The sequence below is a fragment of the Pseudoalteromonas luteoviolacea H33-S genome, from assembly GCF_001625695.1.
Lineage (GTDB): Bacteria > Pseudomonadota > Gammaproteobacteria > Enterobacterales > Alteromonadaceae > Pseudoalteromonas > Pseudoalteromonas luteoviolacea_B.
Map to the genome: position 1 here is coordinate 106,802 of NZ_AUXY01000088.1, position 17,098 is coordinate 123,899.

Sequence of the window (17,098 nt, forward strand, 5' to 3'; positions counted from 1 at the left end):
AGTAGGTAAATACTAAGCTGCTGTACATACAATGCAATGATGCACAGCATGGGTAAAAAATCGAGTTTACAATTTCCGCTTAACACCTGACTTTGCCCGCTCTTTTATATTCGTTTGAATATAGATCTGGTCAGTTGTCGCAATTTTTGAATGGCCAAGATCTTCAGATAGGTGCTTTAACGGTCGTGTTTGGGCATCATGAGTGGCACCAGTGTGCCTTAACCAGTGACTGGTCGCGGCTTCTAGATTCTCAGACTCTTCACTAAAACCATCTTGTTTCAACTTATCAATGGCTAAGTCAAAACTCTCTTGCACGATACGTCTTAATTGGCGAACATTCATGCCGCCTTGTCCACGTAGTTTATGAATAATTGGGTGAGGCTCGTCAACACGGGGAAGGGAGGTTAAACCGCGCGACTGTCTATATCTTTTGAGGTATTCAACAAAGTCATCACTCAATGTGACATCACGAAGCTTATTACCTTTACCCATAATTCTTAAAAACCAAAAACCATCCTGATCTTGCCAGAAATGACTCATTACAGGGGACCATTGGGGACGCTCAGATAGCTCTGATATACGTAGATAAAGCCCTTTTAGGCACGCAAGGGTAAACAGGTTTCTTTCAAGTTTTGGGTTTTGCTCACACAAGTCTTTAGTCACACCAAAGACATATTCCCATTGCAAATCACTCAGTGTGTCAGGGAGCTTAATTTGTGACTGTACGACCAAATAAGGACAGTTCTTTTTAACAACAGGCACAAAGTTGGTGAATGATTTTTCCTCTAAAATTGCAAATTTATAGAAGACATTAAGCGCCGTGAACATGGATGCGAGCGTTTGCTGGCTCACGCCATTTTCTTTAAAAACAAAAGGGCGCCAATTAGAGTTAACTTGTCGAGTGCCTTCATGATTTTTAAACCGCCACTGCACAGAGTCTGCAAGCCAAGCTTTATCTGGCTCGACAACAAAATCAACATACGCTTCTATGTCTTCACGTTTAAGTTCAAATACAGATTTTTCTTGAATGAGCCAACTCCAAAGATGAAAACGCTCTATCTCATTTCTAAAGCGGTTGAATGTGGCTTCTGATTTGCGTCCATAAACGTATAAGAATTGATAAAGAAACTTTAACTCGTCCAAACATACATTTTCTTCAAGTCGATTTTCATTTAAAAACTCTGCCATTGCAGGGTATTCACTTTGCAAGGTCTCATCATCTAAATGGGCGATGAGATATCTGAGTTGTTTTAGCGTATCGACTAACGGCGTCATATATTGTTGATCCAAGCGGTATGTTTGTATCAAATTATATGTATATTTATTCAGTATTGTCTAGCACAGTTTGTACCTGGCTAATTTGTTGATTTTTATAACGTGTTGACTGCCAGCATAATAAAGAGCCAATCGTTACGGCGACAACACCTAACCAAAAACTTTGCTGCAAACTCACGCCCAAAATTATAGCCGCGAATATGCCGGAGAACACAGGAGTAAAATAAGAGATAGCTGCAAGTAAGATCATATTGCCACCAATAATGGCTTTATTCCAAAGGCCATAGCCTAGCGCCATTCCGCCACCGGCTAGCACCAGCATAAAGACACTTTTAAAGGAAAAGTCCGAAGAGAAACCAGTATCCAATAGGTACAATTTTAGCCACAGCGTACATGCCGTAAAAATGAAAAATAGCGTGATTGCGTTTTCGCCGTTAGACATAGCCTTGGTTAAATTGCAGTATATTGCCCAAATAATCGCACCACTAAAGGCAAGTAAAAATGCTAAAGGGTTACTCATAATATTTGTCAACATCCCTGCTAACAGGTTTGATTCGCTCGAAACGACTAAACACACGCCAATGAAGGCTAAAATACTGCCAGAGATCAATAACTGGAGACTGGCTTTACTATGTTTACAAATGACTGCGCCTAAAATAGTGAATAAAGGCCAAAGGTAATTAACAATGAGAACTTGAGCGGATTGCTCTCTGGAGTTAGCAAAGCCAAGTGACAGTGAAAGACATAACTCATATACAACAAAAAGAAAGCCGCCAATAACAACATAACGTTTTGGGTACTTTTTGATATTTGGCAGTCCGGAAAAGGCTACCAAGAATAACGCCGAGTAGGTGTATACCAGCGCCGCACCACCAATCGGGCCAAAGTCTTCACTCACGATACGTACGATATGTAAAACAGCGCTCCACAGTAGTACAGCTACAACGCCAAATAGTGTAAATTTGTATCGAGACAGCAACTTTATGCTCCCAAAAAACGCTTAATTATATAGATTTTGAGTTTGACTGCACCTATTTTAATTATGCAGGTAGTTTTTAATCGAATAATTTATCATTTTATGAGAAGTGTTTGTTATGCTAAATCATATAAACGTTATTCTGTGTTTATTGAGAGGTTGTTGTGAAAAATAAGCTGGGTTTGGGAGGAAGCTGCTACTGGTGTACTGAAGCTATATTTCGCTCCTTGAATGGCGTTGAGAAAGTAGAGCAGGCTGGATAAACAGTTTTGATAACAATGAATGGTTTTCTGAAGGGGTATGTTTGTCGTTTAATCAAAACATCATCACCTTAGCTGATTTGGTTGAAATACACCTTTTTTCTCATAGTTCAACTTCAAACCATTCAAAAAGAGATAAGTATAGAAGTGCCATATATTGCCAAAGTACCGAGCAGAAAAGTGAAGTAAAAAGTATATTGTCAGTACTTCAAAAGCATTTTGAGCAGCCCATAATTACACAAGCGTTATTACTTAACGAATTTAACCTATCGCCTGAACATTACCAAGATTATTTTTATACTGCACCGAATAGACCATTTTGTCAGAACATCATAGCCCCCAAATTGCTCAATTTAATGGAAAGGTTTAAAAATAAAGTGAACACTCGGCTGCTAAATAAAGCTCTCAAATAAGGTTTGTTCTATATACTAGAATAATTTCCTGATTAAATCTCGGTATTTTTTATAACTTCATTCTCAATAATAGAACATCAATCTAATTTATAGTGAATTGGTAGTGTTACTCAATAAGTAGAGGTACTTGTGCTCTTGAAAGTGTTATTTCTGTTATGTGTTTACGTTTATCGTAAATGGATGTAATGAGCCAGCCTTAGCTTCCAATACGACACAAAAAATTATGTTAAAAAGCAACTATTAAAGAATAGTGTGGTGATAGTAGGTTATATTTTAGAAATAGCCCAGATTAGCTCTGGGCTTTATATTGAATGCTATTTAACCATGATTTTCATGGAAATGTTCACCGTGCTGATGATGCCAATGTCCATCATGATTATATTCCACACGACCTTGTTCAATACGACGTTTATGACCGCAATCTAAACCATGTCCGTGTTTATGCTTTTCATGGACTTTGACTTTAGCCTCATGAACCTCACCCGCATGATTGTGATGGTCATGACCACTGTGGTTGTAATCAAAATGGTCAACATGCCATTCGGCTGCATGGCCGCAGTTATATCCATGCTTATGCTCATGCTTATCATGGGAAACATGATCAGTTGCCACTGCGGCACCTGTAACCCCTAAAGCCAATGCTAAAATAATTTCCTTCATAGAGTTTCTCCGATTGTGAGTATCAAATCTAAACTAGGATGTTTATAACATTTTAGCAACTTATCCTGGTTAATAAATGCTCAGCAAGTTATGCATAGCGCGGATACGCGCACGATATTGTGCTTTCAAGTATTCTTGAGTCTCTTCTTGGCTCAATGTCTTACTATGTTGTCTAATATTTTTCAGCCAAAGGCGCTGTGTTTGGCGAACATGATCGGCATGCTCTGTGTTTCTTAACCGTTTATATGCTGCTGTGAGCTCTCTGTCGTACAGCGCGAGTCCAGCACTGGAGCAAATTGCTTTTTCTTGCTTTGATTTTGCTAATTTACAATCAAAACTAGCCGTAATTTGTGCAGAGGTTTTTTGGCCTTTAATTAATTTAAACTCTGATGCCAGTGCTGCCACCTTTGGCCTTGGGTTTTTTGCAAAATAAAATGATAAGTCATTGCCTTGAGAGTCGACTAGCGTTTTATCCGCTCCGGCAGTGATAAGTGCATTGATCACTTCTAAAGAAGCATTCTCCGCTGCATAAGTGAGCGCTGAACGATTAAGTCTTTTAACATCATTAATAAAAGCATCCGAACTACTATATTCGTCGTTTTTGTTTACAAAGGTGGTTGCGTTAAGATCTACACCGACAGCTATTAAGTCATTAACGGCGTCAAGGTCGTTAAAATGTGCAGCTAACATTAAATATGTTTTGTTAAACCAGTTTCTATAGGTTACTGCTTGAGCAAGTTCCTCTGTGTTAAGGTCGTTCAGTAAATATTGCGCTTTAAAATACTGAGGAGAGCCCGCTTTTAAATCCATATAACCTTGATAGGGAGCGAGTAATCTTCCTAAGAATTGATATATCAATGTTTGCGCATAAAAGTGGGCTTTGTCTTTGTCATATTTATGATATGACATGTAAAAATGCGCAACTTGTAGTTGTGCGTCGGCCATATGGTTTTTTAGTGTGAGTAACTCTCGATGACTCCATGCATCCACATTGCCAAATAATGCCAAGATATTATCAACCTGTTTTTTCCTCGCGCAGATAGCAGCGTTTTTATCACAACCGCCTTCACCTTTTACTTTCAATGAACTAGGTGTTTTCAAATACGCTTCAAATGGTTTTTTTATTACAAAATACGGGCTTCCCCAAGACCCCATCAACATAGGGTTGCCTTTAGTCATAATAGATTGATGTGCCAGTTTGTTTAGCGCGTTCAGCGATATTAATACTGGTAATCTAGTTTCTTCAACTTCACAAACGACCTCATGTCCTAACGCTTCTGTAAGTGCAATAACCTTGTTATTGTCTTTGATGTAATAAGCATTTCCCTGATGTTCAAATGGGAAAGAAATATCCGTGACTTGTAGGATCTCAGATAGCTCACGATCAATACTAAATGGTCTGTTTACTGTGATACTGTTTAAGTACTCAGCGATGTTATCACGCTTTGCAATGTAAAAAGTGCGCTGCCAATTGTTTGGGCTCTGTGAAAAAACTCTTTTAACTGTGTATAAAATACTAAGGTTGTTTACAGACTCTAAATGAGTAATGTAAAGCTCCTGCCTAATATTATCTTTAGCTTGAAAATGGTATTTAAAGGATGGGAACAGTTTAAACGAAGAAAATGGAGCACTCTTGACAGAAAAGTTTGATTCAATGGGGATGTCAAAGGTATCTATATTATTATGGTTTATTTGAGTGCCATCTCGAAATGATGGTAACAACCAACTTCTAAAATCCACATTAGTGTTTTGTTTATATTCTTTTTGGTAAGCAACTAAGAATTCGGTACAGACTTCAGCTTTATTTGTAGTCAATTCTACATTTAACAGCGGGCTTGAAAATGAGTGAAAAGAGAGACATAAAAAGGTAGAGAGGGCAAATTTTTTAATCATGTCATAAAATCCATTTGTTTTTAGAGTATTATATCTAAACAACTGCTCCTTTACTTCAAAAATTTAAATTTATATTCGTTAAATTATTTTGTTGGGAATATAATAATGCACTCACAGCGCAAGTGCATTTCAGAATTCATATCGGTGATAGTTAGTTCATTCTTAGAACATCATGCAGCGGATATAAACCAAACTTTGTATCATGGCACTTGTTTGAAATATGCTCGCCGTTATCAGCTTTATAGACAACAGTTTTATCTGACTTCATTGCATAAAACATCATGCCAAGATACTCGTAGAAGTTAGGGTGAGTAGGCTCTAATTTAAGGGTTTCATGTCTATCAGGCCAAATCCAAACAGATCCATTTGACTGCATACTGATACTACTGATTTTATCTGAGCAAGTGACTTCTTTAGCTTGTGCTGTGCTCGCTAGTAACAAAAGAGAAAGTAGTGCTAGTTTTTTCATTATAGATTTCCTTATTTTTTTATTTAAATGCACATTTACAGCGCGTATGTAATTTAGTCTTTAAAAGTTACAAACACTTAAATTTAATTTGAAAATAAATAAGAAAACGTATGACTCTGGACCTAATTTCGTAAAACATCTTTCAAAAAATTTATTGGTAAAAAATGTAATAACACCTTGGAATGGCACTTGCTTAATTAATGGACAGAAAAGTAATGAAGCTTTTTAATTGCATATGCGGCAGATAAATATTTAAAAGGAAATTATTATGAATGTGAGTGATCAGGTTAGAACTCAAGGTGCTTATGAAATCAAACATAAACCTACAAGTGTTCAACGCTCAACATCAGGTTCAGTTAGCACCAGCCAAGAGCCTGATAATAGAAACGAGTACCTTAAATTTATAGACTCAGCAAGTGATGAAAAGCTTACTCAATCTATTGATGCAATCAAAAAATATGGCCCCCCAACAGCCATGTTTAGAATGGAAGACATTTTAAATTCACATAATGTTGAAGAAATGCATGGCCGTGTATCAAGAGCGATTAGCCATTTTAATCAGGAGGCTGAGCAATTTCACAAGGAAGAATTGGCGATTATCAAACGTGGAGAAGAAGAGGGTAAGTCGGCTAAAGAGATTATGACCGACTTAGTTGCTCTGCGAGACAAACAGTCTGAATTATTTAAGATGGCAACAAGTTGGGGAAGTAAAAACCTGGCGCACCCCGATAATTACGACAAGCTTTTAGCTGAGACTCCAGATTACATTAACACCTATGCTTAGCGATTTCATTTTTCGTGCCCAAATTCTATATTTGATGCTTGAATTAATTCAAGGTCCATAATGGGTACGAAAAAATCATTGGTTTAGTAAATGACAATAGTATGACATTCGAAACATAAACCACACCTTAATGTCAGTTGGTGTGACTGTTTCAGCATAGTAATAGTAACAACCTTTCATTTTTCTATTTTTATTAACATTTAATGTTGAGGTTATTTAGATTTTTTTGATAATTTAAAAATCTATTTTTGAGTAGATATTTTCCTGTTTTAAGAAATTTAAGGGTATAAAATTCTAAAAATCTTGAAAATCATGCTTCTATAATTTAAATTAAACGATATTTCTGTCTTTTAACCTGTAAATTCGTACTCATTTTCAGGGTAATAAACAACTACGTTATGACAAGTTAGCCTTATTATAATGAGATGAAAGGGAAAGTTCTTATTGTGATTTTGTAATGAGTAGAATTTTTATTCTATTAAAAAGATGTATACAAAAAAGATAGCTAAACGTATTTCCCCCCTCTGAAATTGATTGAAATTTAATCATGCATTATTGACATGTTTCTAATGAGTTTATTAATGTGGATGCACTTTTTATGGAATAGAGGAAAAGGAAAATGACAATAAAAGTCAGTACATATCTTTCTGCAATCGTAACGTCTAGCGTATTATTTGCTGGGGCTGCAAATGCTCAACTAGGTGCTTTACCTTCGATAAATGGTGTACAAGCGCCTTTTAAAAGTGAAGTAATAGAAGAGCAAGCGGCTGAACCAATAAATATTAGCGGTGGCGCGTATGCAAGCAATGGCAACGCACCATCTCTATACAACACTGGTCGATACTCATTCTTAAACTTGCCAGTAGTTGGTGCTGTATCATCGAGTGCCAAAATTACAGTAGTAAACTATTACTACAACTATTCATATTTACCAAGCGGCATGCGCGCGTACCTCTGCTGGAATAGCACCTCAACTTGTGCGGACGTGACTGGTCGTAGATCTGGACGTTTAGAACAATTTAGAAACAAAGCTGCAAATAAACCATTTTTCTTCGCATTTGGCGTAGCTGGAAACGGTAGTGCACTGTCACCTCCAGCCTACGGTGGAAATAGTCAAGTAATAGTAAATTACAGCTTTTAAACCTTTGATATAAAGGTTTTAGCCTAAGCATGAGTGTCTACTGCTAACATACCTGCTTTAACTTGGTAATCTAGTGGTAGCGCTCTATTAAAATCCATAATCCGATTGAAAATCTCAGCATCAGTAGCGCCTTCATTTTTCATTTTGTTATATATTTCGATACGCTGCTCTGTAACTACAGCTGCTTCTTTATCAAATTCATCTGATTTGCTTGCCCACTTTGTAAACGCCTCAACATCGTTTAGCGGTGGCGCTTCATTAAGGTTAATCATCATTTTATTAGGGATAAATGTCACAGCTTCTGCTATCTCAGCTGCAAAAGAGGGGTCTGATTCTACTTTTTCTCTAAATCCTTCCCATGCAAGCTTTCTTTGTGGCTCATTTGAAGACTGTTCCGTTTTATCTGTTTGTGTAGAAGCTTGAGTAGACTCTTTATTGCTAACAGCTTGTGTTTGCTGGTACTGGGAAGCCGCATTCGTTACTTGGTATGGGTTCGAGTTTAAAATCATGACTTATCTCCTTATCTCAGTAACAAATACTTAGCAAGTAACAGGCCAATCGAAGAAATAAAAAATTTACATAAAATACAATGTGTAACATAAAGCAAAAATTAGCATGGCGACAAGTTGCCGCTTTTTCGAGCGCCAAGGCTGAGCATTGCCGCTTAATTTCAGATATGCTGGTTAACAGTTTGCAGAGTACGATGAAGTTCTTTTCCATGTCCCAGAAGCGCTGCCACTTCAACCACTGATTTGTGTATAAATAATGTCTGAGGTACCAGATGAGTCAGATCAACACCAGTATAAATTTGCTTATTGAGGTAGCAAGAGAGAAAGTAGTAAGTTGGTCGATTATAGATTTTCTGAACCAAGCGCCTTTTTGAGCGAATGACTGTTTTCACAGCACAGTTTACAGGTTACTTTTCATCAAAGACTTTTTTCATGCCTAAAAAGAAGGTGTCGTTGAAGTATTTACATCTTATATTGCGCAAGAGCAAAACATAGCTAAAAATCGTGCTAACCTTTTTGTTTATTTCTTTTATTGCAGTACATCTTTCAAAATAGTTTTGCAACCAATGCCTTATCACAAACTATAAATTGAGAAATTTCAGACGATGCGAGATAGTTAGAGTATAAGGTTATAGAAGAGCATGAAGCTAATATTAGCCAACCTGTATAGCTGGTTGGCTAATAATTAAAAGATTAGATAATAGCGTCTAGCTTATTCAGGTGAGTTTTAATCTGCTCTCTATCTTCGTTAATGCCATCAATAGAAACAGATATTTTGTTTAAAACATCACGGCGATTATCAATGTTTTTGTTGTAAAGGTTGCAAAAAATATTTCTTTTATAGAAGTAATATATTACGTAAGGTATCAATGCTAATGCAGGAAATAATGACCAGTCTGATTGATAAGAAAGTACAGCAATCGCGACTAAAACACACATACCAATTAACTTAAAGATGGCTGAGAGCATTTTTTCACATTTTGTATCTTCGTATTCCATAAATGATTTTTCAGAGTCCCAAGTGTGCTTATCTATATTTGAAAAATATTCTAAAGAATAAATTTCTTTTCCGGATTCAAATACAGCATGTGAGTCAGCAAAAATTACCCAATCACCTATATCTAGGTTACTTAACATTTTTTCAGGTAAACGCTGTGTAAGTACTTTCCCTGATAGGCTTTCTAAAACTGCATGACCGACCATATTTGCACTTCGAGTTTCATGGGTATGGGTATCAATAACTTGAACATAATCAACAGATTTTTCTTTTACCCACTGACCGTCAATATAATGTGTTTCCGTGTTGTAAACTTTTTCTGTTGAATAAGTTTTCTCCTCATATTTGCCTTTATTAACATTAACTTTTCTATTAGTATCAATGACCTTAGCAACATGAAGCCTACAATAGACATCTGCTTTATAGTTTGAATCATACATACAGTTGTGTTCATATGTCTCTGTGTACTCTTTGACATACATAGAGGCAAGTCTTTCTTGCTCTTTTCGCTTTTTATCTACTAATGCTTGGGCAGCCTGAGACTGTTCTACACATAGTTCGCTATTTACCTTTTCAACAGAAGGAGAATTTTGAAGGGGTTGTTGTGTGCGTGCAGCTTGCCCAAGTAAGTCTGATAAATTATCCAAATTGCCTAAAACAAGCTTATAAGCCGACTTTTCTTTATTGTACGATTTAAACGAAAATAGACATTCGATTAGAAAAACAATAGGAGTCAGAATCATTCCATACATAATAAAATCATGATTTTGCTCGAAAAATGCAAAAAGCATTAAGAGAAGTCCAAAAGTGAAAAAACGAGGCTTACTCCATCCTGGGTGAGGGTAAGCTGTGTTATTCATTATCCACTGGTTTGATTTTTTACCATGAACCACGGTTACCTCTGCGATAGAGTTGTTTGTGACTAAGTTTCTGGCCTCTGAGGAAACGATATCGTATGTTAATTGTGTATCGAGAAAGGATATTAGGCTAATTAAGTCGCCTTTTTTTAGGTTTTGGAGTAAATCAGATTCACTAGATATTGAGGTTTGTATGATGTTGCCGTTTTCATCTTTTACTTCAACCCACCAATATGCATAATCGAAACTTTGTGTTTTTTTCTCTTCTTTTTTATTAAATTGGCGCTTATAGTAATGTAGAGAGACGATTTCGCCTGTAATACACGCTGTATTTGGGTGAACCTCTCTAATATCATTTAAAATTTTAACTAATGATACTGCGTCATTATTAACAGTTTCTTGAATATTTTCATTTGTAATTGAATCTGACACTAAAAATTAACTCCATATAATAATTATCAATGTAATCAGTTGGATGGCGACGGATTCTAGCATAGGCTAACAAAAAAGCATAAATATAAGGTTTAATTTAAATGGTATATTTAAGCCAAATCGAGACTATTAAAGTTAGTTATATTACTTAATCCGAAAATTAACTATTTAAACGAGCTAAGTTAAAAGAGTATGCTGCATATCAAACACTTCAAATTAATGGCTTTGTATAACCGCAGAATGAATGATCAACTCATTCAAGCTGCTCATACCTTAACTGACGAACAGCTAATTGAAGACAAAGGGGCATTTTTTAGCTCAATACTGGGGACTTTTAATCACCTCATCATAGGTGACTTAATTTGGTTATTAAGATTTTCTAAGCACTCTAATCGCTATCAATCTCTTTCCGAACTCAGCGAGTTGCCTTATCCATCTAGCCTTGATGAAATTTTGTTTAATCAGTTTGAAGATCTGATCGATGTCAGACAGCGTTTGGACCGAACAATCTTGCATTGGTTAAATAAAGAAGCTCAAGAGTGCGATTTTCACAAAACCTTGAGTTATAGCAACTCACTCGGTGAAAGAAGCACCAGGGAATTTAGTGAGTTGGTATCACATCTGTTTAATCACCAAACTCACCACAGAGGCCAATTATCAACCTTGTTTAACCAACTTAGAATTGACATAGGCAGCACCGACTTTTTGTTAGACATACCTGATTTAAATCAACATCGATAACAATCACAAACTTTTAAATGCAGGGAAATGCACATTGATAATCTTTTGGCTAGTATTAATAACTAAGACATATCATGGTGTAAGAGATTAATGGTAAGTTTCTATGGTTTAAGCGATAGTGCAAGTTTATAAGGACTGTTTTACGTGACAATAAAAACCAGTAACGCTCTGAATAGCTTACGCTTAAAGTTTTCTCTTGTGATCTTAATCGGCGTAGGGCTGACTTTGGTTTCCCTATTTTTTTATCACAAAGTTGAAAATCAGTGGCGTTATTATTCCAAAGATATTTACGAAGTTTATTATTTGCATGATGACCTTGTTCAGCACTTAGGTTATGGCGGATTCATACATGACTTTAAAAACCTAGTTTTACGTAAAGACAGAGCGCGTTATGAATCTAAGCTAAGACAGTCGATCTACGAAATTAAAACGCTCATCACAAAACTTGAAAGGTATGAGCAGTATGACAGTAAGTCACTACAAATAATAAGAGACGTAGTACTTGAATACGAACAAAACCTCACGCTGACCTTAAAACTGATTGAGCAAGGTGGCTCGAGTGAAGAAATAGACAGGGCCGTTCAAGTTGATGACACAAACGCGCTGGCCGCACTGTCTAGGTTCCATTTAGATAGTCGAGCTAGAATAAGTAAAGAAGAACAACAGCTAAACAATAACTTTGTGATTGCTCATACTGTCAATGTAATAAGCGTCATGATATTTATTGGGGTATTAGTTTTATACTTTTTTAGGCTAAAATCAGCCTTTGAAAAAGAGCACACCTTAACGATAGAAGCACAGCAGGCCTCAAAAGCAAAGTCAGATTTTTTAGCCAATATGAGCCATGAAATTAGAACACCATTAAATGGTGTTATGGGTTCACTACAACACTTGCAATCTTGTATAACTGACAAGCGTCACTTAGAAACAGTGTCTATCGCACTGTTCTCTTGTAAAAATTTACTTCGTATTATCAGTGATATACTCGATTTTTCGAAAGTTGAAGCAAACCAACTTTCTTTAGAAGTAACCGAGTTTTCAATAGAAAGCATTATTGATCCACTTGAAGCAGATTTTGCATCACAAGCAAAACAAAAGTCTCTGTCTTTTCACATAATTCTTACAGATAAAATTAAGCACAGTATGTGGCTTGGCGACCCTGTTAGAATTAGACAAATTTTGATTAACTTGATCTCTAACGCAGTGAAGTTTACCGAAAAAGGTTCCGTAACTGTCAATATCGATCAAGTGTAAAGTGAGGGACACAATCAACTTATTTTTGAGATAAAGGACACCGGAATAGGTATGTCTAAACTTGGGCTAGATAACTTGTTTATGCGTTTTAAACAGGCTGACAATTCAATAACTCGAAAGTTTGGAGGAACAGGGTTAGGTATGGCTATTACGCAAAGCTTGATAGCCTTAATGGATGGCCAAATAAAGGTAAATAGCAGTGAAGGGGTAGGGACTGAGATCCGCGTTACATTACCACTGAAAAACCTTCGACAGAAAACCTCTCGCAGCTGTATACTGAGCACTGTTCAGACATTGGCAGCCCCCAATTTGTCAAACGCTTATATCTTAGTTGCTGAAGATGATGCCATTAATATGAGAGTAATAAGTGCAATGCTTGAAAAGACAATGGCTCAATTTGATGTCGCGAAAGATGGTGTTGAAGCGGTTGAATTATATAGAAAAAGGCTACCTGATATCATCCTGATGGATATTCAAATGCCAAAAATGAGCGGTATCGAGGCCTGTGAAATAATAAGAATTGAAAATCAAGATATACCAATAATTGCACTTACTGCCAATGTAATGAGCACAGATATTGAAAAATATAATCAAAGCGGTTTTACATTTCATGTAGCCAAGCCCATAGATCAAACAGTTTTGTATGAATCATTAAGTAAATATTTAGGGCAGGATAATTAAAAGAGTTAGAACTAGTTAGCTCCAACTCTTTATAAATTTAATCACCTATTAGATTTTTATAAACTGACGCAACCATAGGGTTGTTTTCGCCTACCTTCTTTGTCCAATAAATTGTGAGTTGTGTTACAACGACAGCAAAACACAGAGCGCTCACTTCAAGGAATGTAAAAGGAGAGAATGACATCACAAGTGCTGTATTAGCCCAACAAAAAATACATAACACCCAAGCTACAACCAATTTTTTTTCATTTATATTCAATGATTTCATATTTAGAACCTCTAATAGATTAATTGCTAAGATCACGCTGACCAGTGAGTTTGTTTTTAATCGCACGTATAATTGCTTTTCTGCCGTCAACAACAGCAACACCTAACACGGCAGCAGTACACCATATTGCTAATTCAGTTATGATTGCTGCAATTGTAACTGCGGTGATATGCATACTTTTAGTCTCAGTACTAAAAAGTACAGCAAACATAGCGAACCAGCTTAAAGTAACGACAAGCCAAATTGTTCTTAGTACGCGCTTTTTATTCATATGTTGTAACTTTTTCAAAGTTTGCATTTTTGCTTCCTTGATAATTAAGTAAATGAGTTGTTTGATCTGGTTAGTCGTATAAAAAACAAATTCATTACAAACTTTTTAAGTTTTTTTATTCGTTATACACTCAGCAACAATAGGAGATATAAAAAATCTAAATTTTTTGTAATGATTGCGTTTCTGTAACGACTAATAATAAAAACAACTTGGAGGCGTAGATCGTTGGTAAGTATCACCAAGGACACAGAGAAAGAAGCATTACTTGCGAAATTTTGGCCACAAATAAGCAGGGCAGCAGCGGGGTATGAAAATCGACCGGCTTTATCAGATGAACTAGCACAAGAAATGGCTTTATCAGTTTGGCGTTCTTTAGAAGGGTTTAATGACCAATGCTCGCTCAATACCTATATTTACCGTGTTATCCATAATACGGCTATTGATCATATAAGGCGACATAGTAAAATTTCTGAAGATGAACTTGATGAAGCAATGCTTTGTGAGTCGCCCACACCTGAGAAAAGCGCTTTACAAGCACAAAGGCAGAAACAATTAATTGTAGCTGTGAATCAATTACCTCTTAGCTTAAGACAAGTTATGTTGCTGAAATTAGAAGACTTAAACAATATAGAAATGAGTGAGGTACTGGGCTTAAGTGAAGCGAATATCGGCGTTAGACTCCACAGAGCAAAAGAGCAATTATCAAAATTACTAGCGGGTATGAATTAATGGATAATAATGAATTTGAGCAGTTGTCATCTCTTTGGCAATCAACGGATAAAAAGCCTATGCCAAAAATGGACAAAGTACTGAAACGTCATAAAAGGCAGGATGTCATACTAAGGCTGAATTTATGTATTGAAATGCTGGCACTGATCGCGGTTAGTTATCTACTAATTACATCCGCTTTGAATGGACTTGAGTTTATTAAACTTACCTGGATAAGCTTTGTAACTGTGTGGGCTGTTATTATTTTTATTCTGGCTAGTAGAAGTCGTTTAGATAGCTTAAAGCAACTCAAAAGCCAAGAAATAAGTACTTCAATCGAAATCCATAAGAAACTGATTAAAAACGAAATTTATAGATGGAATTTGAACATAAAAGCAACCTGGGCTTTTATTTTAATTTTTATCATGTTTAACATAACACTTATCTACCAAAATGGTTTTGAATTGAATAACTTGCTGATTGAAGCTGTATTAATTGCAGGTCTATTAATTTCAATTTTTTTCTTTGTTATCAAAAACAAAAAAGCCAAAGAGATTTTACATACTTTGGAACAGTAGGGAAGTTACTTACAAATATGTGATTTTTAAAGTACACTTTTTAAATCTTGTTTATGATCAATCTGTAACTTACCGTCTTCCGCTTTTGATAGTCGATAACAGTTGAAGGCGGTAAGTCAAAACCAAGCTAATCTTTTTAAAAATATGAGGTTAGCTTAATTACTTGAATAATTGCGACAAAAGCACCACACATAATTAAAAGATTTGCACGATTTTTAAGCTTTTCTGCCTCATCTTTTTCTTTATCCGCTAGATTTGACTTAAGTACTTTCCCTTGAAAAGCCATTCCAACTGATACTAAAAGAATAATGAATGTAATAGTTAAATCTGTCATTGATTCCGGTGACACTGAAAGACCTCTAATAAAATTGACGAGTTACGTTAGCCTGAGAATTTTAAAAGATCTCCCTCAATAATTAAAGGATTGAGCAACATATTTGCCAGAGTAAGGTATCTATTATGGTTCGGTAGTAAAAGTGAAAACAAAAGACATCTCTCCATCAAATTCAGCAAAGTAGGTAATTTCACCAATAAATACATTATGTTAAATTGCATATTTTTTTATTTATCACAGCAAGAAGGCTACGGGTTTTTAGGGGAGTCGACCTTGAGAAATGACTTATCTTGAACTAGATTATGTTCAAGATGCATCAGATCATGGAGTGACGACTATGGTTAGAGATCGTTATGAAAAATGGATCGAAAAGAAAGTTACTTTAACTGTATCTGAAAACCTAAAAATTTATAAAGTGGCTTTCTGGTCATTTATTGCTGGGTTTATGTTGTTTCTAACATTGGGATTAGTCAATGAAGGGGCTATTTTTAGAACTATAATTAAATCCCTGTATCCACCTAAAGAAATTTATAAAGATGTAGTCAATGAGTTTTTAAAAGATGAAGAGTTTAAAAACTCATTGGTTCATAAGACTGATTATTCAAAGTTAGAAATTAAAGGTGCAAGCTTTGAAACATTTCCGCAGTTAAATGAAAAACTTCCTGAAAAAGTGTGGAATACAATGGCCAAAGGCAGTTCAGAAGATTACTCTGAATTTGTATCAAGAGATGAGTTTTTTGAGGCTCTTAAAAGTTATCATACCGAGTTAACCGAATCGTTTTTAGCGCCAAGCAATAGCAAGGTCGAGATTTTATCTAAGCTTGAAAAAGTAATGGATATTGAAATCGATGTTTTAGTTTTAATGGCTGGGGAAAATGCACATACAGCACAAACAGCTAATTGTTATAACTGGTTTGAAAATGATAGTTATCATGTCGAGCTAGTCATTCCAAAAACATATTCTGCACACGAGCTTTCTTGGTTCAGGTGCGACTTTGCTTGGCCAAAAATGTATTTAACTTTGACAGTAGATGGTACGGAATTACCAACGCCTGTAAAACTGGTTGGAGCTAGACGAAATGGAAATTCAAATAAGCCTGTGCTTTTGATTTCACAAAAAATTGCTCAAGATTTAAAGTTGCATAGCTGGGAACGTTTTCTAAGTAAGGCATATGGATCTATATCAATTAGCGAAGTTAAATAACAACAAGTAAGTTAAAGCGCTTGCATAAACCCCTGCAATGTCCGATACCGTCTAGTATTGGACATAATATGGGAGTGCGATTTAATTCTTTAAAGAAAGTGAAGGCACTATACCTCTAACATTAAACATAAACCATATTTAACATAACGTAAATTATGGGGTGTTAAATAACGTAAGATATTACAAGTCAGTCCATGACTGCCATATTGGTTTTTCCAGGTATAATACTTTACTATCTTCTTTCAACGAAAATGCACTAGCTTCTAATTCTGGTTATGTGTATCTCATTAGCCAAAAAAGTTTTCTCATGAATATGACTCGTTATATGCCATTAGAGTTTTACCTTCATTAAATGTAATGCACTGACATGAGCTTCGAACTTCATCTTCGAAC

Annotated in this window: 20 protein-coding genes; 10 read left to right on the forward strand and 10 right to left on the reverse strand. The window is 35.8% G+C overall.

Annotated features, from left to right (window positions below; translation table 11 throughout):
• Positions 1-66: 66 nt before the first annotated feature.
• Both N477_RS17780 and yddG read right to left on the reverse strand, forming a co-directional pair.
• Complete coding sequence (locus tag N477_RS17780) at positions 67-1,275, reverse strand: tyrosine-type recombinase/integrase (RefSeq protein ID WP_063360038.1); 1,209 nt, start codon at positions 1,273-1,275, stop codon at positions 67-69.
• Positions 1,276-1,321: 46 nt separating this feature from the next.
• Positions 1,322-2,254 (reverse strand): aromatic amino acid DMT transporter YddG, encoded by a 933-nt coding sequence (gene yddG / locus N477_RS17785; protein ID WP_063360037.1) that lies wholly within the window; start codon positions 2,252-2,254, stop codon positions 1,322-1,324.
• Between the two features lie 161 nt (positions 2,255-2,415).
• On the opposite strand from yddG, the gene N477_RS26610 reads away from it, so the two are divergent.
• Together N477_RS26610 and N477_RS17790 are read left to right on the forward strand one after the other, a co-directional pair.
• Complete coding sequence (locus N477_RS26610) at positions 2,416-2,514, forward strand: peptide-methionine (S)-S-oxide reductase (RefSeq protein WP_269200069.1); 99 nt, start codon at positions 2,416-2,418, stop codon at positions 2,512-2,514.
• Between the two features lie 41 nt (positions 2,515-2,555).
• Positions 2,556-2,924 carry a peptide-methionine (S)-S-oxide reductase gene (locus N477_RS17790; RefSeq protein WP_269200070.1) on the forward strand — a complete coding sequence of 123 codons (369 nt, stop codon included), beginning with the start codon at positions 2,556-2,558 and terminating at the stop codon, positions 2,922-2,924.
• Between the two features lie 318 nt (positions 2,925-3,242).
• On the opposite strand, the gene N477_RS17795 is transcribed toward N477_RS17790, so the two are convergent.
• The 3 genes from N477_RS17795 to N477_RS17805 form a co-directional block, all read right to left on the reverse strand.
• Positions 3,243-3,584 (reverse strand): hypothetical protein, encoded by a 342-nt coding sequence (locus N477_RS17795; protein ID WP_081216309.1) that lies wholly within the window; start codon positions 3,582-3,584, stop codon positions 3,243-3,245.
• Positions 3,585-3,653: 69 nt separating this feature from the next.
• Positions 3,654-5,477 carry a hypothetical protein gene (locus N477_RS17800; protein WP_063360036.1) on the reverse strand — a complete coding sequence of 608 codons (1,824 nt, stop codon included), beginning with the start codon at positions 5,475-5,477 and terminating at the stop codon, positions 3,654-3,656.
• Between the two features lie 151 nt (positions 5,478-5,628).
• Positions 5,629-5,946: a hypothetical protein gene (locus tag N477_RS17805; RefSeq protein WP_063360035.1), complete on the reverse strand. Its 318-nt coding sequence runs from the start codon at positions 5,944-5,946 to the stop codon at positions 5,629-5,631.
• A 268-nt stretch (positions 5,947-6,214) separates the two neighbouring features.
• Here N477_RS17805 and N477_RS17810 point away from each other — a divergent pair, with 268 nt between their 5' ends.
• Together N477_RS17810 and N477_RS17815 are read left to right on the forward strand one after the other, a co-directional pair.
• Complete coding sequence (locus N477_RS17810) at positions 6,215-6,730, forward strand: hypothetical protein (RefSeq protein ID WP_063360034.1); 516 nt, start codon at positions 6,215-6,217, stop codon at positions 6,728-6,730.
• 619 nt (positions 6,731-7,349) lie between these two features.
• Positions 7,350-7,871, forward strand: a complete 522-nt coding sequence (locus N477_RS17815) for a flagellar protein FlhE (protein WP_063360033.1) — start codon at positions 7,350-7,352, stop codon at positions 7,869-7,871.
• A 23-nt stretch (positions 7,872-7,894) separates the two neighbouring features.
• Here N477_RS17815 and N477_RS17820 read toward each other — a convergent pair whose 3' ends face one another.
• Both N477_RS17820 and N477_RS17825 read right to left on the reverse strand, forming a co-directional pair.
• Positions 7,895-8,380 carry a hypothetical protein gene (locus N477_RS17820; RefSeq protein WP_063360032.1) on the reverse strand — a complete coding sequence of 162 codons (486 nt, stop codon included), beginning with the start codon at positions 8,378-8,380 and terminating at the stop codon, positions 7,895-7,897.
• A gap of 693 nt (positions 8,381-9,073) precedes the next feature.
• Positions 9,074-10,666 (reverse strand): hypothetical protein, encoded by a 1,593-nt coding sequence (locus tag N477_RS17825; protein ID WP_063360031.1) that lies wholly within the window; start codon positions 10,664-10,666, stop codon positions 9,074-9,076.
• Between the two features lie 192 nt (positions 10,667-10,858).
• On the opposite strand from N477_RS17825, the gene N477_RS17830 reads away from it, so the two are divergent.
• The 3 genes from N477_RS17830 to N477_RS17840 all read left to right on the forward strand — a co-directional run bounded on the left by N477_RS17830 (position 10,859) and on the right by N477_RS17840 (position 13,342).
• Complete coding sequence (locus N477_RS17830; protein WP_063360030.1) at positions 10,859-11,407, forward strand: DinB family protein; 549 nt, start codon at positions 10,859-10,861, stop codon at positions 11,405-11,407.
• 144 nt (positions 11,408-11,551) lie between these two features.
• The gene (locus tag N477_RS17835) at positions 11,552-12,661 is read left to right on the forward strand and encodes a sensor histidine kinase (protein ID WP_063360029.1); all 1,110 of its coding nucleotides are present in this window, start codon (positions 11,552-11,554) and stop codon (positions 12,659-12,661) included.
• A gap of 21 nt (positions 12,662-12,682) precedes the next feature.
• Positions 12,683-13,342: a response regulator gene (locus N477_RS17840; RefSeq protein WP_269200074.1), complete on the forward strand. Its 660-nt coding sequence runs from the start codon at positions 12,683-12,685 to the stop codon at positions 13,340-13,342.
• A 37-nt stretch (positions 13,343-13,379) separates the two neighbouring features.
• On the opposite strand, the gene N477_RS17845 is transcribed toward N477_RS17840, so the two are convergent.
• Positions 13,380-13,610, reverse strand: a complete 231-nt coding sequence (locus N477_RS17845; RefSeq protein ID WP_063360027.1) for a hypothetical protein — start codon at positions 13,608-13,610, stop codon at positions 13,380-13,382.
• 19 nt (positions 13,611-13,629) lie between these two features.
• Positions 13,630-13,908: a hypothetical protein gene (locus N477_RS17850; RefSeq protein ID WP_063360026.1), complete on the reverse strand. Its 279-nt coding sequence runs from the start codon at positions 13,906-13,908 to the stop codon at positions 13,630-13,632.
• Between the two features lie 198 nt (positions 13,909-14,106).
• Between N477_RS17850 and N477_RS17855 the strand changes: the two genes are divergently transcribed.
• Positions 14,107-14,610, forward strand: coding sequence for an RNA polymerase sigma factor (locus tag N477_RS17855; protein WP_063360025.1), 504 nt, complete (start codon positions 14,107-14,109; stop codon positions 14,608-14,610).
• Positions 14,610-15,167, forward strand: coding sequence for a hypothetical protein (locus N477_RS17860; protein WP_063360024.1), 558 nt, complete (start codon positions 14,610-14,612; stop codon positions 15,165-15,167). The genes N477_RS17855 and N477_RS17860 overlap by 1 nt, the downstream gene beginning before the upstream one ends.
• Before the next feature lie 136 nt (positions 15,168-15,303).
• On the opposite strand, the gene N477_RS17865 is transcribed toward N477_RS17860, so the two are convergent.
• Positions 15,304-15,501, reverse strand: coding sequence for a hypothetical protein (locus N477_RS17865; protein WP_063360023.1), 198 nt, complete (start codon positions 15,499-15,501; stop codon positions 15,304-15,306).
• Between the two features lie 337 nt (positions 15,502-15,838).
• Between N477_RS17865 and N477_RS17870 the strand changes: the two genes are divergently transcribed.
• Positions 15,839-16,705, forward strand: a complete 867-nt coding sequence (locus N477_RS17870; RefSeq protein ID WP_155733157.1) for a hypothetical protein — start codon at positions 15,839-15,841, stop codon at positions 16,703-16,705.
• Positions 16,706-17,098 lie beyond the last annotated feature (393 nt).